This window comes from Pseudomonas sp. PDM32 (assembly GCF_019219225.1).
GTDB classification, from domain to species: domain Bacteria; phylum Pseudomonadota; class Gammaproteobacteria; order Pseudomonadales; family Pseudomonadaceae; genus Aquipseudomonas; species Aquipseudomonas laurylsulfatiphila.
In genome coordinates, this window is record NZ_JAHUWE010000002.1 from 574,569 (window position 1) to 599,139 (window position 24,571).

General features: G+C 59.8%; 23 protein-coding genes. 6 read left to right on the forward strand and 17 right to left on the reverse strand.

Annotated elements, in window-relative coordinates:
- Positions 1–70 precede the first annotated feature (70 nt).
- The 13 genes from KW846_RS06185 to KW846_RS06245 all read right to left on the reverse strand — a co-directional run bounded on the left by KW846_RS06185 (position 71) and on the right by KW846_RS06245 (position 14,449).
- The gene (locus KW846_RS06185) at positions 71–1,636 is read right to left on the reverse strand and encodes a flagellar hook-associated protein 3 (protein WP_218481634.1); all 1,566 of its coding nucleotides are present in this window, start codon (positions 1,634–1,636) and stop codon (positions 71–73) included.
- Between the two features lie 13 nt (positions 1,637–1,649).
- A complete protein-coding gene (flgK, locus tag KW846_RS06190; RefSeq protein ID WP_218481635.1) occupies positions 1,650–3,695 on the reverse strand; it encodes a flagellar hook-associated protein FlgK in 2,046 nt (681 codons plus the stop codon).
- A gap of 23 nt (positions 3,696–3,718) precedes the next feature.
- On the reverse strand, positions 3,719–5,005 hold the full coding sequence (gene flgJ, locus KW846_RS06195) for a flagellar assembly peptidoglycan hydrolase FlgJ (protein ID WP_218481636.1): 1,287 nt from the start codon (positions 5,003–5,005) through the stop codon (positions 3,719–3,721).
- 11 nt (positions 5,006–5,016) lie between these two features.
- Positions 5,017–6,126 carry a flagellar basal body P-ring protein FlgI gene (locus tag KW846_RS06200; RefSeq protein WP_007975318.1) on the reverse strand — a complete coding sequence of 370 codons (1,110 nt, stop codon included), beginning with the start codon at positions 6,124–6,126 and terminating at the stop codon, positions 5,017–5,019.
- A gap of 18 nt (positions 6,127–6,144) precedes the next feature.
- A complete protein-coding gene (gene flgH / locus KW846_RS06205) occupies positions 6,145–6,840 on the reverse strand; it encodes a flagellar basal body L-ring protein FlgH (protein WP_218481637.1) in 696 nt (231 codons plus the stop codon).
- Between the two features lie 52 nt (positions 6,841–6,892).
- Positions 6,893–7,678 carry a flagellar basal-body rod protein FlgG gene (flgG, locus tag KW846_RS06210; RefSeq protein ID WP_007975316.1) on the reverse strand — a complete coding sequence of 262 codons (786 nt, stop codon included), beginning with the start codon at positions 7,676–7,678 and terminating at the stop codon, positions 6,893–6,895.
- Between the two features lie 45 nt (positions 7,679–7,723).
- A complete protein-coding gene (locus KW846_RS06215; RefSeq protein ID WP_015096283.1) occupies positions 7,724–8,464 on the reverse strand; it encodes a flagellar basal body rod protein FlgF in 741 nt (246 codons plus the stop codon).
- Between the two features lie 202 nt (positions 8,465–8,666).
- Positions 8,667–9,263: a cytochrome c3 family protein gene (locus tag KW846_RS06220; RefSeq protein ID WP_218475391.1), complete on the reverse strand. Its 597-nt coding sequence runs from the start codon at positions 9,261–9,263 to the stop codon at positions 8,667–8,669.
- A gap of 9 nt (positions 9,264–9,272) precedes the next feature.
- On the reverse strand, positions 9,273–9,764 hold the full coding sequence (locus tag KW846_RS06225) for a nitrate reductase cytochrome c-type subunit (protein ID WP_218475394.1): 492 nt from the start codon (positions 9,762–9,764) through the stop codon (positions 9,273–9,275).
- 11 nt (positions 9,765–9,775) lie between these two features.
- On the reverse strand, positions 9,776–12,280 hold the full coding sequence (gene napA / locus KW846_RS06230) for a nitrate reductase catalytic subunit NapA (RefSeq protein WP_218475396.1): 2,505 nt from the start codon (positions 12,278–12,280) through the stop codon (positions 9,776–9,778).
- On the reverse strand, positions 12,271–12,537 hold the full coding sequence (locus KW846_RS06235; RefSeq protein ID WP_095058996.1) for a chaperone NapD: 267 nt from the start codon (positions 12,535–12,537) through the stop codon (positions 12,271–12,273). The genes napA and KW846_RS06235 overlap by 10 nt, the downstream gene beginning before the upstream one ends.
- A gap of 37 nt (positions 12,538–12,574) precedes the next feature.
- Positions 12,575–12,742, reverse strand: coding sequence for a periplasmic nitrate reductase, NapE protein (locus tag KW846_RS06240; protein WP_218475398.1), 168 nt, complete (start codon positions 12,740–12,742; stop codon positions 12,575–12,577).
- A gap of 147 nt (positions 12,743–12,889) precedes the next feature.
- Positions 12,890–14,449 (reverse strand): sigma-54-dependent transcriptional regulator, encoded by a 1,560-nt coding sequence (locus KW846_RS06245; RefSeq protein ID WP_095945466.1) that lies wholly within the window; start codon positions 14,447–14,449, stop codon positions 12,890–12,892.
- Positions 14,450–14,858: 409 nt separating this feature from the next.
- On the opposite strand from KW846_RS06245, the gene phhA reads away from it, so the two are divergent.
- From phhA to KW846_RS06270, 6 genes are all read left to right on the forward strand, one after another.
- A complete protein-coding gene (gene phhA, locus KW846_RS06250; protein WP_007975312.1) occupies positions 14,859–15,650 on the forward strand; it encodes a phenylalanine 4-monooxygenase in 792 nt (263 codons plus the stop codon).
- Positions 15,651–15,755: 105 nt separating this feature from the next.
- Complete coding sequence (locus KW846_RS06255; RefSeq protein ID WP_007975310.1) at positions 15,756–16,112, forward strand: 4a-hydroxytetrahydrobiopterin dehydratase; 357 nt, start codon at positions 15,756–15,758, stop codon at positions 16,110–16,112.
- A complete protein-coding gene (locus KW846_RS06260) occupies positions 16,112–17,305 on the forward strand; it encodes an amino acid aminotransferase (protein ID WP_218481638.1) in 1,194 nt (397 codons plus the stop codon). Before KW846_RS06255 ends, KW846_RS06260 begins: the two co-directional genes overlap by 1 nt.
- A 259-nt stretch (positions 17,306–17,564) precedes the next feature.
- A complete protein-coding gene (locus tag KW846_RS29960; protein WP_007975308.1) occupies positions 17,565–17,696 on the forward strand; it encodes a hypothetical protein in 132 nt (43 codons plus the stop codon).
- A 74-nt stretch (positions 17,697–17,770) separates the two neighbouring features.
- Positions 17,771–17,968, forward strand: coding sequence for a hypothetical protein (locus tag KW846_RS06265; RefSeq protein ID WP_007975307.1), 198 nt, complete (start codon positions 17,771–17,773; stop codon positions 17,966–17,968).
- Between the two features lie 100 nt (positions 17,969–18,068).
- Positions 18,069–19,268: an MFS transporter gene (locus tag KW846_RS06270; protein ID WP_007975306.1), complete on the forward strand. Its 1,200-nt coding sequence runs from the start codon at positions 18,069–18,071 to the stop codon at positions 19,266–19,268.
- On the opposite strand, the gene arfB is transcribed toward KW846_RS06270, so the two are convergent.
- The 4 genes from arfB to scpB all read right to left on the reverse strand — a co-directional run bounded on the left by arfB (position 19,265) and on the right by scpB (position 24,571).
- On the reverse strand, positions 19,265–19,678 hold the full coding sequence (gene arfB, locus KW846_RS06275; protein WP_007984117.1) for an alternative ribosome rescue aminoacyl-tRNA hydrolase ArfB: 414 nt from the start codon (positions 19,676–19,678) through the stop codon (positions 19,265–19,267). The two genes, KW846_RS06270 and arfB, sit on opposite strands and share 4 nt — an antisense overlap.
- A 215-nt stretch (positions 19,679–19,893) precedes the next feature.
- Entirely contained in the window at positions 19,894–21,306 is a 1,413-nt protein-coding gene (locus KW846_RS06280; RefSeq protein ID WP_116580333.1) for an amino acid permease, read from the reverse strand.
- A gap of 870 nt (positions 21,307–22,176) precedes the next feature.
- Positions 22,177–23,388, reverse strand: a complete 1,212-nt coding sequence (gene rluB / locus KW846_RS06285; RefSeq protein ID WP_218481639.1) for a 23S rRNA pseudouridine(2605) synthase RluB — start codon at positions 23,386–23,388, stop codon at positions 22,177–22,179.
- 232 nt (positions 23,389–23,620) lie between these two features.
- Entirely contained in the window at positions 23,621–24,571 is a 951-nt protein-coding gene (gene scpB / locus KW846_RS06290) for an SMC-Scp complex subunit ScpB (protein WP_218481640.1), read from the reverse strand.

A 24,571-nucleotide genomic window follows, 5' to 3' on the forward strand; every position in this document is an offset into this window, starting at 1 on the left:
TCGAAACCGCAAAAAAGACAATAAATACTGAAGGAACAAGACCATCGGGCGCGAGTACGCCCGACGACTGTCAGATCTTGTTGAACAGGCCCAACTGGGAAATCTTGCTGAACGCCAGCTGTGCGGCCTGCAACATGGTCTGCTGCAAGGTAAGGCGCGTCATGACTTCTGCCGGGTCAGAGTCGCGAATCGACGACTGACTGGTGGTATTGGCCAGAGTCAGGCTCTCGTTGGTCGCGGTTTGATTATCCAGCGACTGGCCTCGAGCACCGATCGAACTGACGGCAGTACCAATCTGATTCACGGCACTGTTCAGGTTGTTCAGGCCCGAATCCATGGCGGCATGAAACTGCTGTTTGATCACCGGATCGGAGTCGACCGGCGAATTCAACGCGGTAATCATCTGCCCCAGGGTATCGAGTACGTTCTGGGTCTGGTGATTGTTACCCTGAATCACAAACTGATCACCGGCAGCCGGTGTGCCACCGATGGCGAAGGTCACGCCAGCGGCCGTTGCATTGCCCGCGGTCATGGTGCCCGACGACACGGGCCTGCTGTCAGCAGTAATCGGTGCAGCGTACAGATCGTAGGCCGTGGCGCTGGTGAATTTGAGGATCGCCCCACCCGCCGGGAAGGCATTGGTGTAGCTTGACGAGTTGGTCACGTTGGAGCCGGTGATTACCGCTGTCGAGGTGTTACCCGGGCTGCGCGAAGTATTGAAAGAATCCGGTTTGGCCGACAACTGGAAGCTATGGCCGGCGATCACGGTGTCCGGTACATCACCCGATTTGAGGTTGATGTTCAGCTTCAAGTCGACACCGCGGAAGTTCACCACCTGGTTGGCACCGCTGGTATTGCTGACCACACCGTTTTGGCTGGCTTCGGCAGTGACGTCGTTGCCCGCCGCATCGGTAATTTTCAGCTGGGTACTGCTGAGGAAGGTGACCTGATAAGGCTGGCCGCTTGCGAACTTGTTGTTGTAAGTCGTGCTCGAGGTGACCTCGCCGCCGGACAATACCACCCGACCATCATCCACTGCCGGAGCGGTCATGGTGGTCTGGGTGCGGCTGGTGTTGATGGTCTGCTGGAAAGCGTCCCAACCGGTGGTATTGGTGGCAATCGACATGCCATCGCCAATGCCCAGGTTGATGCTGCTCTGGTCACCGTTGTAGTTGAAGGTGCCGTCAGCGTTCTGCGAGTACGGTGGCGTATCGGTTTTCGAACCGGAGAACAGGTAGTTGCCCGCCGAGTCCCGGGAGTTCATCAAGCCGAGGACCTGTTGCTGAATCTGCACAAGCTCTGACGCATAAGCTTTGCGATCCGCGTCGGTAGCGATGCCGTTGTTGGCAGCAAGACCGAGTTCCTTGGCGCGCTGCAAGGCGATACCGATGGAGTTGAGCGTCGTTTCCTGCAGGCTCAATGCACTCTTGGTACTTTCGATGTTGGTACCGTACTGATCAAGCATCGCGCTCTGCTGGCCCAGTTGCAGCAACCGACCGGCGCCGATCGGATCATCGGCGGCGGTATTGATGCGGGTCAGGCTGCTGGCTTCATTGCTGGTCGCGATGGCCTTGTTGAAGTTGCGCTGGTAATTGGCAGCGGTGATTTCGTAATACTGGGCGGTGGAAATGCGCATGAATTACGACTCCTTAAAGGCTGTTGATCAGCGTGGTGAAAATTTCCTGCGCAGCCTTGATGATCTGCGAAGACGCGGTGTAGTACTGCTGGTACTTGACCAGGTTGCCGGTTTCTTCGTCCAGGTCTACCCCGGAATTCGAATCCCGCGCCCCTTTTGCATTGGCCAGGATCGCCGTGGTGGCTTCGCTGTCGGACTTGCCCTGGGCTGCCTTGGCGCCGACGTTGGTCACCAGCTTGTTGTAGGCATCGGTCAGGCTGATGCCCTTGCTCGCCGTGCCGGTGTCTACCGTCTGTTTGGTTTGCAATCCGACCAGCGCCTGGGCGTTGCGGTTGTCCGAAGACGCCGCGCCGGTCAGGTTGATGGTGAAGCTTTCACCGCTGGCCGGCGTGGCACCGACCGTGGTCTGCACGGTGAAGGTCTTCTGCACGGCCGGCGTGACACTGGTGTCCATGACCGGAGCACCACTGGCATCGACCATGCCCACTTTCAGGTTCAAGGTGTTGCTCTGGCCGGGAACGATGGTGCCGGTGCCGATCGAGTTACCCTTGGCATCGACCATGTTGTAGGTCTGGCTACCGCCGCTGGCCGCCCCGAACACCAGCTTGACCGGTGTCGAGTACTTGAGCGCGGTCTGCATTTCTGCCTGGGCCGCCGGGTTGTAGATATCGAGGGTGCTGGTCAGCGTCGGCTGGGTGTAGGTGCCGGTGTTGTTGGCACTGGACACGCCGGTCAGGGGTGCTGCGGCCGCGATTTTTTTCGGGTCGGTGAGCACGGTCTGGATACCGGCCGCCGCGCCGCGGGTCGGAGTCACCTTGAACGAGTCGCCGGCGCTCAGCGCACCGCCGTTCAGGTTCAGGCTGAAGCCGTCGATCACCGGAGCCGGGGTCGTGGTGGTGCTGAACGCACCCAGGTCGGTGCCGTCCGAGCGCTTGACGGTGTAGTTGGTCGCGCTGGTGAACGTCACCTGATAGTCGCTGGTGGTCAGCTTGCCAGTGTCCTTGATGGTGACATCCAGGTTGCCGGAGCCGGCACTGTTGCCCGCCGCCGCAATGCTGCGCTGACTGACCAGCGCGGCACTGTTGATGTTGCTGAAGATCGCCGCGCCGAAATCACCGTTCTTGTCGATGCCCTGCGCCTGCTGGCTGTTGATCTGGTCCGCCACCACCAGTGCAACGCGCCCCAGCTCATTGAGCGACGGGTCGAGCACTTCCTTGCGGTAGGTCAGCAGGCCACCGATTTCACCGCCGCTGACCACCGAGGTCACGTCGATGGTGCTGGAGCCACGGTTGAGCTGCAGCGCCATGCGCGATGGGTCATCCTTGCCCGGCACGGTTTGCAGAGTGTTGGTGGTGTTGCCGACCACCAGTGGCTGACCGCTGCCGATGTAGACGTCGTAGCTGTTGCCACGCTCGACCACCTGGGTACCGACCAGCTCGGACAGTTGACGCACGGCTTCGTTGCGCGAGTCCAGCAAGTCGTTGGGCTGGTTAGTGCCGGTGGAGAGTTCGGAAATTTTCTGGTTGAGCGTGGCAATCTTGGTGGACAGCTTGTTCACCTGGTCCGCCATTTCGCCCAGGCTGCCGTTCAGGTTGGTGTTCTGGTCGTTCAACTGCTTGGCAATCGAATTGAAGCGGGCGGACAAGGCCTGCGCACCGGTCAGCACCGACTGGCGGGACGTGTCGTCGGTGGCCGAGGTCGAAACGCCCTGCATCGAGGTGAAGAACTTTTGCAGTACACCGGTCAGCCCGGTGTTGGTATCGGAAAGCGTGGCGTCCAGCGGAGTGGCCTGAGCGTTGTACGACGCCGCTTCACTGTCGAGCGAGGTGGCGGTACGCAGTTGTGAATCGAGATAGGAGTTGTACACGCGGCGCACATCGGCCAGCGTCGTGCCGGTGCCGATGAACACGTTGCCGTACTGAATCGAGCCTTTGGTGCCCTGCACAGTTTGCTGGCGCGAGTACCCGGCGGTGTCGACGTTGGCAATGTTGTTGCCGGTCGTCACCAACGAGTTATGGCCAGCACTCAGCCCCGACATCCCGATATTGAGCAAACTCATGTTTCAGACCTTATACCTTGTGCCTATAAAGGCGTGGTGGAAACGCCCGCCGCAGCGTAGTTCTGGTAACTCGTCATCTGCTTGGCTATCTGCGAAATCTTGCTCGCGTAGTCCGGGTCGGTTGCGTAACCGGCCTTCTGCAACTCGCGTACAAACTGTTCCGGGTTATCGGCCGACTTCACGACATCTTGATAGCGATTATTGGTCTGCAGCAAAGTCACAAGGTCATGAAAACTGTCCTTGTAGGAGTCGTAGGAACGGAACTCGGCCGTCTCCTTGACCATCTGCCCGTTCCGGAATTCGCTGGTGATCGCCCGCGCCGAATTTCCCTGCCAACTGTTGCCGGCCTTGATGCCGAACAGGTTGTGACTGCTGCTGCCGTCCTGAGCACGCATGACCGATTTACCCCAACCGGTTTCCAGGGCCGCCTGGGCCACCAGATAACGCGGATCGACACCAATCCGCGCCGCCGCCTCCTTGGCCATCGGCAACATGGTGTTGACGAACTGATCGGCGGAACTGAAGGCTTTCTTCGGGGGCGCCAACGGAATCTGCGCCATGGCGCGACCGTAGATCTGCATGCCGCCCGAGGAGGATTGCTGCGCAGTCGCCAGCCAGTCGCCGTTGTACAGCGGTCCCGTGCCGGTGCTTGTCGCGCGCTCAGGCAACGGTGTCTTGTTGATCGTCGTGGCAGCGGGCGTCGCCGAAGGCACCAGCCCGGCCAACAGACGATCAGCCAGCTTCGGCGGCAATGCCAGGCGTCGCTGATTGATCAGCGCCATGTCATTGCGATGACCACCCTCACTCGCCTCTTGCGGCGCATGGACCGAGCGCGAAGCCCACAACGGACGCTGGCCATTGACCCGCGACAGCGGTCCTTTGATTGCCACCGTGCCGGCCGCCACCGGCGTTTGCACGGCTGCTTTCGCGGCTTCTTGTTTGGCCAGAGACGCTGCGGCGGCTTCACCCGGCGCCAGCGGTTTGTTCTTCGACATCTGGCGCATCAGCACGTCAGCCAGGCCGATACCACCGCCCTCGCGGGACATGGAAACAGCCAGTTGCTGGTCGTACATTTCCTGATATTGCTTGGCCGCCGGGGTGTTCATCGGATTGTCCTGGCCCAGCGCTTCGGTGGCCGAACGCATGGACTTGAGCATTTCCCCGAGGAACAGCGACTCGAACTCCTGCGCCACCTTGCGCAGGTTGCCGTCGCTGTTCTTGTCGCCGACCTTGAGCTGATTCAGACGATTGAGGTCCGAGTAGGAACCCGAATCGCTGCTGCTGACCAGACCGCTCTTGCGCATATCCACGATGGCCGTCCTCAGATCACGATCAGGTCGGCTTGCAGGGCGCCGGCCTGCTTCAACGCTTCGAGGATGGCCATCAGGTCACCCGGTGCCGCGCCGACCTGATTCACCGCCCGCACGATCTCGTCGAGGGTGGTGCCAGGGCCGAACTTGAACATCGGCTTGGCTTCCTGCTGGGCATTGACCTTCGAACGCGGCACCACCGCCGTCGTGCCATTGGACAGGGGGCCGGGCTGGCTGACGATCGGGTCTTCGGTGATGGTCACGGTCAGGCTGCCGTGGGTCACGGCGGCCGGAGAAACCTTGACGTTCTGGCCGATCACGATGGTGCCGGTGCGGGAGTTGATGATGACTTTCGCCACCGCCTGGCCCGGATCGATCTCGAGGTTTTCCAGGATCGACAGGTAGTCGACCCGCTGACTTGGATCGAGCGGCGCGGTGACGCGAACCGAACCGCCGTCGATGGCCTGGGCCACGCCAGGGCCAAGCATGTTGTTGATCTTGTCGACGATGCGCTTGGCCGTGGTGAAGTCGGAACGGTTGAGGTTCAGCGTCAGGCTGTTGCCCTGGTTGAAACCGCTCGGCACCGCGCGCTCCACCGATGCACCACCGGGGATGCGGCCGGCCGACGGAACGTTGACGGTGATCTTCGAGCCGTCGCGCCCTTCCGCATCGAAACCGCCGACCACCAGGTTGCCCTGGGCCACCGCATAGACGTTGCCGTCGATTCCCTTGAGCGGCGTCAGCAGCAAGGTGCCGCCGCGCAAGCTCTTGGAGTTGCCGATAGACGAAACGGTGATGTCGACCTGCTGCCCCGGCTTGGCGAACGCAGGCAGGTCTGCACTGATCGACACGGCCGCCACGTTCTTCAACTGCACGTTGCCCGAACCCGGCGGCACCTTGATGCCGAACTGCGAGAGCATGTTGTTGAAGGTCTGCAGGGTGAACGGGGTCTGCGTCGTCTGGTCGCCGGTGCCGTTAAGCCCGACCACCAGGCCGTAGCCGATCAACTGGTTGGAACGCACGCCGGAAATGCTGGCGATGTCCTTCAGGCGCTCGGCTTGAGCATTGAAGGCTGCCGACAGCATCAGGGCGGCCACCATAAGGTGTTTGAAGTTCAACATGCTCAACTGGAAAGCCACCTAGAAAGGGAACAGCGGGCTGAGGAAGAAACGGTCGAACCAGCCTGGCTGACTCGCATCGGCAAACGAGCCGGTGCCCGAATAGGTGATGCGCGCATCGGCGACACGGGTCGACGACACGGTGTTGTCGGTCGAGATGTCATCGGCGCGAACCAGGCCGGCGATCCGCACCAGCTCATCGCCGGTGTTGAGCGTCATCCACTTCTCGCCGCGCACCGCGATGATGCCGTTGGGCAACACATCGGCAACGGTCACGGTGATCGAACCGGTCAGGGTGTTGCCCTGCGCCGCCTTGCTGTCGCCCTTGGTCGCGCGGTCACCTTCGTAGCTGGCACTCAGGCTCAGGTCGCCATCGCCGAACGGGTTGTTGGTGGTGGCGCTGCTGCCGAACAGCGAACTCAGGCCGATGTTGGCCTTGCTGTTCTTGCCGATTTGCGAGTTGGCGTTTTTGCTGGCCTGGGTCTTTTCGTTCAGGGTGATGGTGATGATGTCACCGACCCGGAAGGCTTTGCGGTCGCTGTAGAGGTTCTGTTCGAAACCGGCCTGATAGATCGAGCCGTTGTTCGCGGCCGCCGGCAACGGCGTACGCGGCAACACCGGAGCGTAGTAAGGGTCATTGGGCTTGGGCGTCGAAGGCACGCAGCCTGCGAGCGCGGTGATCCCACTCAGTGCCAGAACAGATACATAGCGATTCATGACCCTACCTCACGGTGTTGCAGGCAGCCTCATGGCCGCCCCATAGACTTGATTACAGATTCTGCGTTACGAACGAGAGCATCTGGTCGGCGGTGGAGATCACCTTGGAGTTCATCTCGTAGGCACGCTGGGTGGTGATCATGTTGACCATCTCCTCAACGGTGCTGACGTTGGACGTTTCCAGGGTGTTCTGCAGCGTGGTGCCGAAACCGTTCAGGCCCGGAGTGCCGACTTGCGGCGCGCCACTGGCGGCGGTTTCCAGGAACAGGTTGTTGCCCACTGCCTGCAGGCCGGCCGGGTTGATGAAGTCGGCGGTCTGCAGGTTGCCGATCACCTGGGCAGCCGGATTGCCGGCAACGGTGATGGATACGGTGCCGTCGCGGCCGACGGTGAAGGTCTGCGCGTCGTTCGGAATGACAATCGCCGGCTCCAGGGCAAAGCCGCTGGCGTTGACGATCTGGCCGTTGGAGTCCAGGTGGAAGGTACCGTCACGGGTGTAGGACGTGGTGCCGTCCGGTTGCAGGATCTGGAAGAAACCGCGACCGTCGATGGCCATGTCCAGTGGCTGCTCGGTGGTTTGCAGGCTGCCGGCGGTGAAGTTCTTCTGGGTGCCGACGATGCGCACACCGGTACCCAGTTGCAGACCCGACGGCAGTTCGCTGTCCTGGGTCGACTGGGCGCCAGGCTGACGCTTGATCTGGTAGAGCAGGTCCTGGAACTCGGCGCGGTCACGTTTGAAACCCGTGGTCGACACGTTCGCCAGGTTGTTGGAAATGGTGGTCAGGTTGGTGTCCTGGGCGGACAGACCTGTTTTGGCAACCCATAGAGCCGGAAGCATTCGATTCTCCTCGTGCGCCTGTTTTACGGCGCGACGTTCTGGTGATTAGCTGATCTGCAAGACCCGAGCCATGGCCTGGTCATCGTCTTTGGCGGTGTTCATCATCTTGATGTGCAGCTCGAACTGCTTGGACAAGGCCAGTACCGAGGTCATCTCTTCCACGGCATTGACGTTGCTCGACTCGAGGAACCCGGACACCAGCTTGACGTCGGCATCGGCCTGCGCCGGCTTGCCGTCCTTGGTGTGGATCGAACCATCCAGGCCCTTGGTCATGTTCTTCAGGTCCGGGTTGACCAGCTTTATGCGGTCGACTTCAGCCATCACCCGAGGCCCCTCGCCCATTGCGCGGATGCTGATGGTGCCGTCCTCGCCGACTTCGATCTGCTGTTCCGGCGGCACGGCTATCGGCCCGCCATTGCCCATGACCGGCATGCCGTTGCCGGCACGCAGCACGCCCAGGGCGTCAACGTTCAAGCTGCCGGTGCGCACGTAGCTTTCACCGCCATCGGGATTCTGTACGGCAATCCAGCCGCCGCCTTGCACGGCAACGTCGAGGTCGCGGCCGGTTTCCACCAGTGAGCCAGGGGAGAAATCCGTGGCCGGGCGTTCGGACATGGCAAACGCACGCGCCGGAAAGCTGTCACCGAACACCGGCATCGAACGGGCCTGCTCCAGGTCTTTCTGGAAGCCGTTGGTGGAGATGTTCGCGAGGTTGTTGGCATGCGCCTTTTGCGCCAGTGCATTCTGGCTGGCGCCGGTCATTGCCACATAAAGGTACTTGTCCACACTCTTTCCTCTGCCTGCCGGACGTTTGCCGCCGACTGCTGTGTTGCGCAGGCTGTAGCAATTTGCAGACCAACTTGTGCGCAGCAGCTCCAACCCCCATGAAACCGGGGGCCGGAGGCCAATCAGAAGGGAAACGAACACTGTATCGGAGACGAAAAACCGGCGCGGTTATGCCGCTTGGAGGCAACGCCGTGAAAGCCGGCTACCAGCCTTTCACGCCGCTCATGTCGGGCAATTTGTGGGCAATGCCTTTATGGCAGTCGATGCAGGTTGCCTGTCCGCTGGCCAATGAGGTGGAGTGCATGTTGGCGGCGCGCTTGCCCTGCCGCGTGAAGTCCATGAACTCGAAGTTGTGGCAGTTGCGACACTCCCGGGAATCGTTGGCCTTGAGCCGTGCCCACTCGTGTTCGGCCAGCTCCCGACGCATGCCCAGAAACTTGTCCCGGGTACTGATAGTGCCGAACAGCTTGCCCCAGACCTCCTTGGAGGCCTGCATCTTGCGGGCGATCTTGTGCGTCCACTCGTGGGGGACGTGGCAGTCCGGGCACGTGGCGCGCACGCCCGAGCGATTGGTGTAGTGAATGGTTTCCTGCAACTCGACAAAAACGTTGTCGCGCATTTCATGGCAGGACGTGCAGAACTTCTCGGTGTTGGTCGCTTCCAGCGCGGTGTTGAACCCACCCCAGAAAATCACCCCGGCGATAAATCCGCCGAGGGTCAGGAAGCCCAGGCTATAATGCACGCTGGGCCGACGCAGTACACTCCAATAATCCTTGAGCAAGGCAAGCAAAGATTTCATGGCCTCTCCTCAAGGTTTCGGCTGGCGGTTGATTTCGTCTTGCAGCACCTGGTCGATGTTCTTGAAGCTGTTGTTCACCAGTGGCTTCACATCTTTTTGCGGTACGTGACACTGATTGCAGAAGTACCGGCGCGGCGACACGGCCGCCAATGCCTGGCCGTCACGGTCCATGTAGTGCGTGATGCTGATCATCGGCGCCTGGGTGCGCGCACTGTTGGCGCGACTGTGGCACGTCAGGCACTTGTTGCTGTTCATGTCGATGCCATACCCGCGAATGCTGTGGGGAATGGTGGGCGGTTGCTCGGGATAATTACGTTCACGCTTGAGGTCCTTGTTTTCGTCTTCCGCGATGGGCGGTGCCGGCAGCTCCTGAGTCAAGGTCCCGCCGACACGCCGCCCATCTGGTGCCGGTGCATCCAGTGGGTACCCGGGTTCGGCCGCAAATGCCATGGGCAGCCACACCAGCAGAACGGCAAGCAGGGACAGCACACGATAATTCATGAAAGCGCTCCTTATGCCGTCTTGATCAACTCAATCCTGATCGCGCATTTTTTGTAATCGGTCTGCTTGGAGATGGGGTCCGTCGCATCAAGCGTGACTTTATTGATCAGCCTGTTGGCATCGAAAAACGGCACGAACACCAGGCCTTGAGGCGGCTTGTTGCGCCCTCGGGTTTCAATCCGCGCACGCATCTCGCCGCGTCGACTGATCAGCTTCACTTCACTGCCACGTCGGGCATTCAGGGCCTTGGCGTCGGCCGGGTGCATGTAGACCAACGCATCGGGGACTGCTTTATAGAGTTCTTCGACGCGCTGGGTCATGGTCCCTGTGTGCCAATGTTCAAGCACCCGTCCGGTGCTCAACCAGAACGGAAAGTCCGCGTCCGGGGCTTCCGCAGGCGGCTCGTAAGGCAACGCGAAGATGATCGCTTTCTTGTCGGGGTAGCCGTAGAACTGCACACCACTGCCCTTCTCGACATAGGGGTCGTAACCTTCGCGGAAGCGCCACAGCGTTTCCTTGCCTTCGACGACGGGCCAGCGCAACCCGCGCTCGGAGTGATAACGATCAAAGGGCGCCAGGTCATGACCATGTCCACGGCCGAACTGGGCATATTCTTCGAACAGGCCTTTTTGCAGGTAGAAACCGAAATCCCGGGCCTCGTCGTTCTGATAGCCCTCAGCCAGTTGCTCAGCGGGGAATTGATCGACCTGGCCATTCTTGAACAGCACCTCATACAGGGTCTTGCCCTTGTACTGCGGTGAACTCTCCAATAGTTCTGCCGGCCAGACTTCGTCGGTTGTAAAGCGCTTGGAAAATTCGACCAATTGCCAGAGGTCCGACTTGGCGTCACCCGGTGCCGAGACCAATTGATGCCAGAACTGCGTACGCCGCTCCGCATTGCCGTAAGCCCCCTCTTTTTCGACCCACATGGCCGTGGGCAAGATCAGATCCGCTGCCTGCGCCGAAACGGTGGGATACACATCCGACACCACCACGAAGTTCTCGGGATTACGCCACCCCGGCAACACTTCCTGCATGATATTGGGCCCGGCCTGCATATTGTTGCTGGCCATCGTCCAATACACATTGAGCACGCCATCCTTGAGCATGCGGCTCTGCTGCACGGCGTGGAACCCGACTTTTTCTTTGATGGTGCCCGCTGGCAATTTCCAGATTTTTTCCGCCGTGGCGCGGTGCGCTGGATTGGTCACCACCAGGTCGGCCGGCAAGCGATGGGAGAACGTACCCACTTCTCGCGCCGTGCCGCAGGCCGAAGGCTGGCCCGTCAGGGAGAAAGGACTGTTGCCCGGCTCGCTGATTTTCCCGGTCAGCAGGTGGATGTTGTAGATCAGGTTGTTCGCCCACACACCCCGGGTGTGCTGGTTGAAGCCCATGGTCCAGAACGAAACCACCTTGCGCTTGGGGTCGGCGTACAGTTCAGCCAATGCCTTGAGTCGCTCGGCCGGCACCCCGGTTTCCTTTGCGGTGCGTTCCAGGGTGTAGGGTTTGACGAAAGCGGCGAATTGCTCGAAGTCGATGTCGGTCCAGGTGTTTGCCTTGTCGGCATTCTTGGCCTTCATCTCCAGCGGATTATCGGGACGCAAACCGTAGCCGATGTCATCGGTGCCTTTGGCGAATCGGGTGTGTTTGCTGACGAAGTCTTTGTTGACCGAACCGCTTTCAATGATGTGGTTGGCGATGTAGTTGAGAATGAGCAAGTCAGTCTGCGGCTTGAACACCATCGGAATGTCGGCCAGTTCAAAACTGCGATGTTCAAAAGTGGAAAGTACGGCCACCTTCACATTCGGCTGACTTAAACGGCGATCAGTGACCCGACTCCAAAGAATCGGGTGCATTTCCGCCATGTTTGAACCCCACAGGACGAATGCATCGGTGACTTCGATATCGTCGTAACAGCCCATCGGCTCATCAATACCAAAAGTGCGCATGAACCCCATGACCGCCGAAGCCATGCAATGGCGCGCATTGGGGTCGATGTTGTTCGAACGGAACCCTGCCTTCATCAATTTGTTGGCCGCGTACCCTTCCCAGATCGTCCACTGCCCGGAGCCGAACATGGCGACAGATTCCCCGCCCTTGTTCTTCAGCGCTTCCTTGTACTTCAACTCCATCACATCGAACGCCTGTTTCCAGGACACCGGCTGAAACTCGCCTTGTTTGTCATATTGCCCGTTGGTCATGCGCAACAGCGGCTGCGTCAGGCGATCAACGCCGTACATGATCTTGGATAAAAAGTAGCCTTTGACACAGTTCAACCCGCGATTGACCTCGGCTTTCACATCGCCGTGAGTGGCAACAACCCTGTTGTCCTTGGTCGCCACCATGACGCTGCAACCGGTACCGCAAAAACGACAGGGCGCCTTGTTCCAGTTCAGGGAAACCATGTCTTGTTCGGTAATCAGGTTGCTGGCCGAGGTAAACACCGGGAGCCCCGCAGCCGCAGCCGCGATACCGGCTGCCTGGGCTTTGACAAACTCTCGCCGAGTCATAGGCATGTGCTTTCTCCCGTTACATCGAGAATCTCGTGATAAACCAAAGCGGCATTGAGCACGCCCGGCAAGCGATTGATCTGATCGATTCGCTGAAGAATCTGGCTTTCGTGATCGGTTTCCAGCACAACCACTAACTTGCCGGCGGGGCTTTCCTGATGAAGCTCAACGCCCGTAAGCAAACGCAGGTTGGCTTTGACCGCCTCGAACAAGGCAGGACGGGCATGAACCACCAGACTGGCAATGTGCAGCGTCTTTTCCACGACCCGTACTCCCTGCTGAGTTAGAGATGGATGTCGATCAGTTGGGGGGGCCTGGCGGACCGAGGAGCATTTGCAGAAACCAGACAAAAAAACCGTAACCACCGACTATCGCCACCGATAACAGTGGAAACAGAACAATGATCAGGAAATAGAACAGGCGAGTTTCTTTGCGAACTCGCCGGGTAGAATCATCCACTGATGGCATGGTCATCGCTCCTGCCAAACGTTGAGAAGAGCCTAGATGGCTTGTTCGGCAACTTCCATGATTTAGATCAATGGCAGGGGAATTTAGCGCTTTAAACAGGAACAATAAGCACTGGATAATCATTAACACTTAGAAAATAAAAAGCCCTCAACGTTCAAGTTTGCCTATTTCATATTCACGCAACTTGTTGGCAATCGTTGTGTGAGAGACACCCAGCCGCTTGCCGAGCAATCGGCTGCTGGCATGTTCCGAATAAAGCCGTTCCAGCACCGCTTTTTCAAAGCGCCCGACAATTTCATCCAGCCCGCCTTCGAGCGAAAAGTCGCCCAATGGCTGGCGCACGCCGTAATCCGGCAGACGAATATGCTCTGCCTTGACCGTGCCTCCGTCGCACAGGGAAACCGCCTGGAACAGCACGTTCTCCAGTTGCCGCACGTTGCCCGGCCAGTGGTAGTGGCTGAGTCGCTCCATGGCCGCCGGGGCGAGCTTGGGCAATGGGCAACCGATCTGCCGACTGGCCTGATCTAGGAAGTGCTCCACCAGCGGCGTCAAACCGTCGAGGCATTCGCGCAGTGGAGGGATGTGCAGCGACAACACATTCAAGCGGTGATAGAGGTCCTGGCGGAACTCGCCGCGCGCGCACAATTCGGACAGGTCGACCTGGGTCGCGCAGATCACTCGTACGTCGAGGTAGACCTCCTCGTCGCTGCCCACACGACGGAAGCAGCCATCCTGCAGAAAGCGCAGCAATTTCACCTGCAAGCGCGGGCTCATTTCCCCGACGCCATCAAGAAACAGCGTACCGCCCGCCGTCAGTTCCAACAGCCCGAGCTTGCCTTCGGCCCGCGCCCCTTCAAAGGCACCGGGGCCATAACCGAACAATTCCGTCTCGGCCATGGACTCCGGCAGCCCCGCGCAATTGAGCGCCATCAACGGCGACTGCCCTCGAGGGCTGGCCAAGTGGCAGGCCCGCGCCAGCAACTCTTTGCCGGTGCCGGTTTCGCCCTCTATCAATAGCGGCGCATCCAGCGGCGCCATGCGTCGCGCTTCGCGCACCACCGCGGCCATCACCTTCGAGCTCTGGAAGATGCTGTCAAAGCCACGCAATTCCTGCTTGCGCACGTTGTAGATGCGTTCACCCACCCGGTCGGCGCGGTGCAGCGTCAGCACAGCACCGGCCATGGCCTCGCTGTCGTCGTGCTCAGACTGCAAGGGCGCGATGTCGGCCAGGAACACGTCACCCTTGACCTTGACCCGCAGCCCGTTGATTCGCGATTTGTTGGCGCGCACCAGTTCCGGCAAATCGAAATCTTCGGCGTACCGCGACAGGGGAATACCCGGCACCTCGTCGACCCGCACCCCCAGCAACTGCGCCGCTGCCCGGTTGGCCGCGACGATGGAACCACCCATATCGATCGACAGCACCGGAAACTCCAGCGCACCGAGCAGGGCATTGAGTTCCATGTGCCGACGCTCGCTGGGCATCAGCCCTACACGCTTGACGCCGAAGACCCCGGCAATCGCTTCGAATTTCGGACGCAAGGCCTGGAACTGGATGTTGATCAGGTTCGGGCAATGCAGGTAGATGGCGTTGCCATGCTCCCCCCCCACTTCACCGCGGGCCACGTTGATCCCGTACTCCACCAGCAGGTTGAGAATGTCGCGCAGGATGCCGATGCGGTTCTGGCAGTGGACTTTGATACGCATGAAAAAGGCCTGAAATGCAATGCGGTGAATAAAGTTGGTATCAACGCAATCCCTGTGGGAGCGAGCTTGCTCGCGATAGCAGATTCACATTCAACATCTATGTTGGCTGGTCTACCGCTATCGCGAGCAAGCCCGCTCCCACAGGGGTACAGCGGTGCGCGCTCGATCGCATTTTTCTTTCGAGGCGCTCAGATAGTCGTCAAGATTATGTGACAGACAAAGGGTTTTTCAAACCGGTAAATCTCAATAGCTGCGCGACCACGCACCATTCGTAACGAAAACTTTACGAATATCGGGGGATTTTCCTACGCTTGACGCCGATCACCTGCTGCAACAGTGCAATCCTTGGGGTATTTCTAGGTCCATAGCAGTACATAACAAGAACGAAATCCCCTAGCAGGAGAGCAGTATGAAGCAGACGCAATACGTGGCTCGCGAGCCCGATGCGCAAGGTTTTATCGACTACCCCGCCGAAGAACACGCGGTGTGGAACACGCTGATCACTCGCCAACTCAAAGTGATCGAAGGGCGTGCGTGCCAGGAGTACCTGGACGGTATCGAAAAACTCGGTCTGCCCCACGACCGCATTCCTCAACTCGGCGAAATCAACAAGGTCCTCGGTGAAACCACCGGCTGGCAGGTTGCCCGGGTTCCCGCATTGATTCCCTTCCAGACCTTTTTCGAATTGCTGGCCAGCAAGCAGTTTCCGGTGGCGACCTTTATTCGTACCCGCGAAGAACTGGACTACCTGCAAGAGCCGGACATTTTCCACGAGATCTTTGGTCACTGCCCGCTGCTGACCAACCCCTGGTTCGCCGAATTCACCCACACCTACGGCAAACTTGGCCTCAAGGCTTCCAAGGAAGAACGCGTGTACCTGGCGCGCCTGTACTGGATGACCATCGAGTTCGGCCTGGTCGACACCCCGCAAGGCCAGCGCATCTACGGCGGCGGCATTCTGTCTTCACCGAAGGAAACCGTTTACTGCCTGTCGAACGAGCCTGAACATCAAGCCTTCGACCCGCTGGAATGCATGCGCACGCCGTACCGCATCGATATCCTGCAACCCCTGTATTTCGCGCTGCCGAACCTAAAGCGCCTGTTCGACCTGGCCCACGAAGACATCATGGGCATGGTCAAGCAAGCGATGCAGATGGGTCTGCACACTCCGAAATTTCCGCCAAAACCAAAAGCTGCGTGAACCGCGATTTTTGCTGACAAGTGAGTCTGTCAGTCACCGTCGCTTTGGTTTAGCGTGACGGTACTGTCGACCGATATAAAAACACTCGATTACAGGAAACACACCATGTCCACTTTGAACCAAGCCCATTGCGAAGCCTGCCGCGCCGACGCCCCACAAGTCAGCGACGAAGAACTGCCGATCCTGATCAAGCAGATCCCGGACTGGAACATCGAAGTACGCGACAGCATCATGCAGCTGGAAAAGGTCTTCCTGTTCAAGAACTTCAAACATGCACTGGCCTTCACCAACGCCGTCGGTGAGATCTCCGAGGCTGAAGGCCATCACCCTGGACTGCTGACCGAGTGGGGCAAAGTGACTGTGACCTGGTGGAGCCACTCGATCAAGGGCCTGCACCGCAACGACTTCATCATGGCCGCGCGCACTGACGAAGTGGCCAAGGACGCCGAGGGGCGCAAGTAATGCACTTCGACGCCATCGGCCGAGTGCCCGGCGACCCGATTCTGGGTCTGATGGAGGCCTACGCGCAGGACCCGAACCCGCGCAAGTTCGATCTGGGCGTGGGCGTCTACAAAGACGCCCAGGGCGTGACGCCGATTCTCGAGTCGGTGAAACTTGCCGAGCAGCGCCTGGTGGACGGTCAGTCCACCAAGACTTACATCGGTGGTCACGGCGAACCGGCGTTCGGCAAGGCGATCAATGAGCTGGTGCTGGGCGCCGACTCGAAGCTGATCAGCGCACAACGCGCCGGCGCCACCCAGACTCCGGGCGGCACCGGGGCGTTGCGCCTGAGCGCTGACTTCATCGCCCAGTGCCTGCCGGGGCGCGGCGTCTGGTTGAGCAATCCGACCTGGCCGATCCACGAAAGCATTTTCGCGGCCGCCAAGGTCAAGGTCAGCCATTACCCCTACGTCGGCAGCGACAACCGTCTGGACGTCGACGGCATGCTGGCAGTGCTCAATGAAGCGCCCAAGGGTGACGTGGTGTTGCTGCACGCCTGCTGCCACAACCCGACCGGTTTCGATCTGTCCCACGACGACTGGCACCGGGTGCTGGAGGTAGTACGCAAGCGCGAATTGCTGCCACTGATCGACTTTGCGTATCAAGGATTCGGCGATGGCCTGGAGCAGGATGCCTGGTCGACCCGGCTGTTCGCCGCCGAGTTGCCGGAACTGCTGATCACCAGCTCTTGCTCGAAGAATTTCGGCCTGTACCGCGACCGCACCGGCGCGCTGATTGTCTGTGCGAAAAGCACCGACAAGCTCACCGATATCCGCAGCCAGCTGGCCAACATCGCCCGCAACCTGTGGTCGACACCGCCGGATCACGGTGCGGCCGTGGTCGCGACCATCCTCGGCGACCCAGAGTTGAAAAACCTCTGGGCTGACGAAGTGGAAGGCATGCGCTTGCGTATCGCCCAACTGCGCAGCGGTCTGGTGGAAGCACTGGAGCCTCACGGTTTGCGCGAGCGGTTTGCGCACATTGGCGTGCAACGCGGGATGTTTTCCTACACAGGCCTGTCGCCAGAGCAAGTGAAAAACCTGCGGGATCACCACAGCGTGTACATGGTCAACTCCGGCCGCGCCAACGTGGCAGGGATTGATGCCACGCGCCTTGATCTGCTGGCCGAGGCGATTGCCAAAGTCTGCAAGTAACCCCCCCCGTGGGAGCGGGCTTGCTCGCGAATGCGGTGTGTCAGACGATGCAAATGTCGACTGACACACCGCATTCGCGAGCAAACCCGCTCCCACATTTGCAGTGTGTTGCCCCCTCTAGACCTGTCTTTACAATCCCATCCGTCGAAACAAATGGATATAAAAGTCCGTTTGTCATTTTCAGTGCTGTATCCTGCCCAGGCTTTTTTAAAGCGCGGATCTACCAGATCTATCAACAGACTTAGCGAGGAGCGCGACCATGCACGAGATTCCTAATCTCCCCTTCCCAAGCCTGCACGAACCTGAGCAGACGACCACGCAACAAGCCGGTGCCCAACAGCCCGAGCCGAAAGAAGCCACTGACCGCCGCCAGGCTGACAGCGAAGACTGAAACACCCGCCGTACAGACCGTGTGGAAAGCGCTACCATGCGCTTTCCACACTGCCTGAAACGCGAGCCCGCACCATGACCGATGAACTCAGCGAAACCTTTGATGAAAAGCAGGCCAGCGTCCTGATCGGCACCGCCGAGAAAATGATCGAGATCTGGAATCGCCTCACTCCCGAGAAACAAGCCGCCCTGCTCGCCCGCTTCGGCACCCAGGAAAATGCGCTGGCCGCCCTGGTCACTACGCAACTGGTTGCTCCCGTCAAAGCTGAATGACTCCGCCCGGCAAATAGTTTTACTTTTTCACAACCAACGACCGTCCACACCGCTATCATAAGCAGCCTATCTATCCTGCTTTACCGTGGACCCTTTACCCATGCCTGAAAACCAGCGCCCCTTGGCGGTCACGCTGCAAGTCGTTTCCATCGTCCTTTTCACCTTCATCGGCTACCTGAACATCGGCATCCCCCTGGCCGTATTGCCTGGTTACGTCCACAGCGACCTGGGCTTCGGCGCGGTGGTCGCGGGCCTGGTGATCAGCGTGCAATACCTGGCCACCCTGCTCAGCCGCCCCTATGCCGGGAAGATCATCGACAACAAGGGCAGCAAACTGGCGGTGATGTATGGCCTGGCCGGTTGCGGCCTGAGCGGCGTGTTCATGTTGATCTCGGCCTGGACCCAGAGCCTGCCGACCTTGAGCCTGATCAGCCTGTTGATCGGCCGTCTGGTTCTCGGCAGCGCGGAAAGCCTGGTGGGCTCGGGTTCGATTGGCTGGGGCATCGGCCGGGTCGGCGCGGCGAACACGGCCAAGGTCATTTCCTGGAACGGGATCGCCAGCTACGGCGCACTGGCCGTCGGCGCGCCCTTGGGTGTGTTGATCGTCCATCAACTGGGTTTGTGGAGCATGGGCGTGAGCATTGTGCTGCTGGCCGTGCTCGGCCTGCTGCTGGCCTGGCCGAAAACCGCCGCGCCGATCGTTGCCGGCGAGCGCCTGCCGTTCATGCATGTGCTCGGACGTGTCTTTCCCCACGGCTGCGGCCTGGCTCTGGGCTCCATCGGCTTTGGAACCATCGCCACCTTCATCACCCTGTATTACGCCACGCAACACTGGGACAACGCGGTGCTGTGCCTGAGCCTGTTCGGCGCCAGCTTCATCGGCGCGCGCCTGCTGTTCGGCAACCTGATCAACCGTCTCGGCGGCTTTCGCGTCGCCATTGCCTGCCTGTCGGTGGAAACCCTGGGCTTGCTGTTGCTGTGGCTGGCACCGGATGCACATTGGGCATTGGCGGGTGCGGCGCTGAGCGGCTTCGGCTTTTCGCTGGTGTTTCCGGCGCTCGGCGTGGAAGCGGTCAACCTGGTGCCCGCCTCCAGCCGTGGCGCAGCCGTCGGCGCCTATTCGCTGTTCATCGATTTGTCGCTGGGGATCACCGGGCCGCTGGCCGGGGCGATTGCAGCGGGCTTTGGTTTCGCTTCGATCTTCCTGTTCGCCGCCCTCGCCGCATTGAGCGGATTGATACTCAGCCTTTACTTGTACCGGCAGGCACCGAAGCAACGCGAAGCGCGGGACGCCCGCTAGAAGTCGACCTTGCCGCGCCCGGCCTTGATGTTGCCGCGCTTGCTCTTGGATTCGAGGCGACGGGTTTTCGAGCCGAGGGTCGGCTTGGTCGGACGGCGCTTTTTCTCGACCTTGGTGGCACTCTGGATCAACTCGGTCAGGCGCAACAGCGCATCGGCGCGGTTCTGCTCCTGCGTCCGATATTGCTGGGCCTTGATGATCAACACACCGTCGCTGGTGATGCGGCTGTCGCGCAGCGCCAGCAACCGCTCCTTGTAGAACTCGGGCAAGGACGACGCCGGAATGTCGAAGCGCAGGTGCACCGCGCTCGACACCTTGTTGACGTTCTGCCCGCCCGCGCCCTGGGCGCGAATGGCCGTCAACTCGATCTCGGCATCCGGCAGATGCACGTTGTTGGAAATCACCAGCATGGAAAAGCGTCCGTATTCAGAGCGTGCAGGATACCGCGAATGACGGACTGACTGCCGGTCGAACCCTGTAGGAGCTGCCGAAGGCTGCGATTTTTTGATCCTGATCTTTAAAAGGCAAGATCAAAAGATCGCAGCCTTCGGCAGCTCCTACACAGGGCGGATGCGTAAAAACAACAAACCCGGCACATGGCCGGGTTTGTTGTTTTCGCGCGGAGTTACTTCACTGCCGCCTGCAACGCATGTTGTGCACTGCGCTTGTTCTTGATGCCGTAGCAGACCCACATGAACACGAGCCATACCGGAATCGCGTACACCGATGTCTGGATCCCCGGAATCAACAGCATCACACCGAGAATGAACAACACGAACGCCAGGCAGATGTAGTTGCCGTACGGATACCACAGGGCCTTGAACAGCGGCGTCTGTTTGGTTTTGTTCATGTGCTGGCGGAACTTGAAGTGCGAGTAGCTGATCATCGCCCAGTTGATCACCAGGGTGGCAACGACCAGCGACATCAGCAATTCCAGCGCGTTTTGCGGTATCAGGTAGTTCAGCAGCACCGCGATCAGGGTCACGGCGGCCGAGGCCAGGATCGAACGCACCGGCACGCCGCGCTTGTCGATCTTCGCCAGGCCTTTCGGCGCATCACCCTGTTCGGCCATGCCCAGCAGCATGCGGCTGTTGCAGTAGGTGCCGCTGTTGTACACCGACAACGCCGCAGTCAGGACCACGAAGTTGAGGATGTGTGCCGCGGTGTTGCTGCCCAGCATCGAGAACACTTGCACGAACGGGCTGCCGCTATAGGAATCACCGGAGGCGTTCAGGGTGGTCAGCAAGCTGTCCCAAGGGGTCAACGACAGCAGGATCACCAGGGCACCGATGTAGAAAATCAGGATCCGGTAGATCACCTGGTTGATCGCTTTCGGGATCACGGTTTTCGGCTTGTCGGCTTCGGCGGCGGTGAAACCGAGCATTTCCAGGCCACCGAAGGAAAACATGATGAAAGCCATGGCCATCACCAGACCGCTGATGCCGTTCGGGAAGAAGCCACCGTGGGACCACAGGTTGCTCACCGCCGCTTGCGGGCCGCCATTGCCGCTGACCAGCAGGTAGCTGCCCAGGGCAATCATGCCGACGATCGCCACGACCTTGATGATCGCGAACCAGAACTCGGCCTCGCCAAACACTTTGACGTTGGCCAGGTTGATGGCGTTGATCAGCACGAAGAAGCCCGCTGCGGAGACCCAGGTCGGGATGTCCGGGGCCCAGTAGTGGATGTACTTGCCGACCGCGGTCAGCTCCGACATGCCCACCAGGATGTACAGAATCCAGCAGTTCCAGCCCGACAGGAAACCGGCAAAGCCGCCCCAGTACTTGTGGGCGAAGTGGCTGAAGGAGCCGGCCACCGGATCTTCGACGATCATTTCGCCCAGTTGGCGCATGATCATGAAAGCAATGAAGCCGCAGATGGCGTAGCCGAGGATCATCGACGGGCCGGCGGACTTGAGTACCCCGGCCGAGCCGAGGAACAGACCGGTACCGATCGCGCCACCTAAGGCAATCAATTGAATGTGGCGATTTTTCAGGCCGCGTTTCAGCTCGCCTGATTGCGGGTTTTGTCCACTCATGAAAAGGGTCTCACGCAAGGTTTGATGATGTTCAGTAGACGTTGCTGCTCAAGAAAGGCGTTAAGCGGCACCGATCAAACCCCAGCGCAGGCACCAGGAGTTCAGCGTATTTACAACGGTCATGCGTCACCTGTTTGTTTTTATCTGTGACGAAATCGAACCCGACACGCTCGTGACGCGGCGGAGTGAACAAGGCGGATAGCCTTGAGGGTTGCGCAGATGCGCAGGAGGTCACAGGTAAAACGCGGCGCATTGTACACCTGTAACCCCCTGCTGCCAGACCCGCTGGACAAGCGTGTCTATGGCCGGGATTGCCTGTGTCCGCCCCGAGAGGCTCGGGCGGCTGCAAAAAATGGGTCAGATCCTTGCGGATCATCGACGGGAAAGGCAGGAAAACCGCCTCTCACAGAGAGATGGAGATGGAATACGGCGTTCATTGCGCCTCCTTTTTGTTATGCACCTGCACGATAGGCATGGCGCGCATAACACCCTGCATGGAGCGGTGAAACAAGCAGGCTAGAGCGCGGGGAGAAGGACACAAGGCATTGGCGCGTAAGTATTTTCTTACGACATTCGAGAAATGGCGATTTCACGGGGTTAATCCGTGTATTTCGTCAGCATTTCTTTACAGCGCGTAAACCCGGGTTTCCATATTGGAGTGCTCAGTGCGGCGACTGACGCCATCGCGAGCAAGCTCGCTCCCACAGGGAAATGAGTTTGCTCGGAGAATCGCGATCAAAATGTGGGAGCGAGCTTGCTCGCGATGGCGTCCTCAAAAACGATACGGACATGAATCCAGACGAAAAAAAACGCCAACCCGAAGGTTGGCGTTTTTAACTTGTCGCTTGCAGCTTGAAGCTTACCGCTGCCTCACTCCGGCTTGCGACGACCAAAGCCCGGACGCTGGCCGGAACCGGCCGGTGCGCCACGGCGCTTGCCCGATGGCGTGTCACCGTCGACCAGTTTGATCCCTGGACGCTTCGGCGCCGGCTTGGCCGGGCGCTTGGTGTCGGCCGGGCGATCGGCTACCGGCGTGCCACGACCTTCGCCACGCTCGGTACGGCCATTGGCCGGACGTGGCGTGCGTGGACCGCGTTCGCCGTCCTGGCGCGCAACAGGCTTGCGCCCTGGACGCTCGCCTTCGATCTGCGGCTCGCGGCTGGCACGTGGCGCGGCGGGGGCGGCAGTGGCTGGACGCAGGGTACGCACACGCTCGGTCTTGGCCATCGGACGCGACGACTTGCGCTGCATACGGTCAAGCTTGTCTTTGCTCTTGGCGTTCATTTGCGGCATCGCGACCGGCGTCAGGCCGACCTCGGCACTCAGAATGTCGACTTCGTACTGGCTCATTTCGCGCCAGCGGCCCATCGGCAGGTCGGAGTTGAGGAACACCGGACCGAAACGCACGCGCTTCAGGCGGCTGACCACCAGGCCCTGGGATTCCCACAGGCGACGAACTTCGCGGTTACGACCTTCCATCACCACGCAGTGGTACCAGTGGTTGAAACCTTCACCGCCTGGCGCCTGCTTGATATCGGTGAACTTGGCCGGGCCATCTTCAAGGACAACGCCAGCCTTCAGACGCTCGATCATCTCGTCATCGACTTCGCCACGCACACGTACCGCGTATTCACGGTCCATTTCGTAGGAAGGGTGCATCAGGCGGTTGGCCAGCTCACCGTCGGTAGTGAACATCAGCAGACCGGTGGTGTTGATGTCCAGGCGACCGATGTTGATCCAGCGACCTTCTTTCGGACGCGGCATCTTGTCGAACACGGTCGGGCGGCCTTCCGGATCGACACGGGTGCATATTTCGCCGTCGGGTTTATTGTACATGATCACGCGGCGCACCGATTCGGCGGCTTCTTCGCGCTTGATCACCTTGCCATCGATGGTGATGGCGTCGTGCATGTCGACGCGCTGGCCAAGGGTGGCGTCTTTGCCGTTGACCTTGATACGGCCGTGGCTGATCCAGGCTTCCACGTCACGGCGCGAGCCAACGCCGATACGGGCGAGGACTTTCTGCAGTTTTTCGCCTGCTGGGCCGATTGGCTGGTCGTCTTGCTGGTCTTTGATACTCATCTGGGCACCTCCCGGTGTGGTCTGAAATCTGGGTACTTTGGCGAAGGGATCGCCGAAGGGTCGCGAATCATACGCGCATGCAGCCGTTTGCGCATCACAGACTAGCTCATCTAGGCCAGGTTATTGGTTTTTGCGCCGAACGGTGACGTGGCAAGGTCTAGATCAAAAGATCGCAGCCTGCGGCAGCTACAGGGGAATCGCATACATCTGTAGGCTGCGATCTTTTGACGTTTCAATCCTCGGACTCGCGGCGTTCGGCTTCGATGGCTTCAGCCAGGGCGAGGGCTTCAGCCTCTTCCTCGGACAACTCCGGTTCGGGTTTCGGTGGTTCGAGGGCGGCAACAGCGGCCAGGAGTTTTTCCCGGGCTTCGACCACGCCGAGGATGTCGTCTTCCTGCTCCGGTTCCATTTCCGGCTCAGGTTCAGGCTCGATGTCGGGCTGTTCCGAATCAAACTCAGTCACCGCACCATCACGCAGCAGATCATCGAAGTCGGTCTTGATCCCCTCCTCCATGCTGTCCAGCTCCAGCAACAGCGTGTGGAAACTGGTTTCTTCCTTCGGTTCTTCCGGCTCGGCGCTGGCGTCGGCCAGCTCCTGCAACCCGGCGGGTACGGGGGCGTCGTCGAAATCGAGCACCGGGTCCGGTTCAAGCTCGCGCAGTTCCGCCAGCGGTGGCAAGTCGTCGAGGTTTTTCAGGTTGAAGTGATCGAGAAACGCCTTGGTGGTGGCGAACATCGCCGGTTTGCCGGGTACGTCGCGGTAGCCGACGATGCGGATCCACTCACGCTCCATCAAGGTCTTGACGATGTTGCTGTTGACCGCCACGCCCCGCACGTCTTCGATTTCGCCACGGGTGATCGGCTGGCGGTAGGCGATCAGGGCCATGGTTTCGAGCATGGCGCGGGAGTAACGCTGCGGGCGTTCCTCCCACAAACGCCCGACCCACGGCGCAAATTTCTCGCGAATTTGCAGGCGATACCCCGAGGCCACCTCCTTGAGTTCAAACGCGCGGCCATCACAAGACTTGGCAAGAATCGTCAGGGCCTTCTTGAAGACCGGTGGTTCCGGGCGCTCGCCCTCCTCGAAGAGCTCGAACAGGCTTTCCAGGGATTGCGGCTTTCCCGAGGCCAACAGAAAGGCTTCAAGCAAGGGTGCCAGGTCACGGGGTTCAGTCAGGTTCAT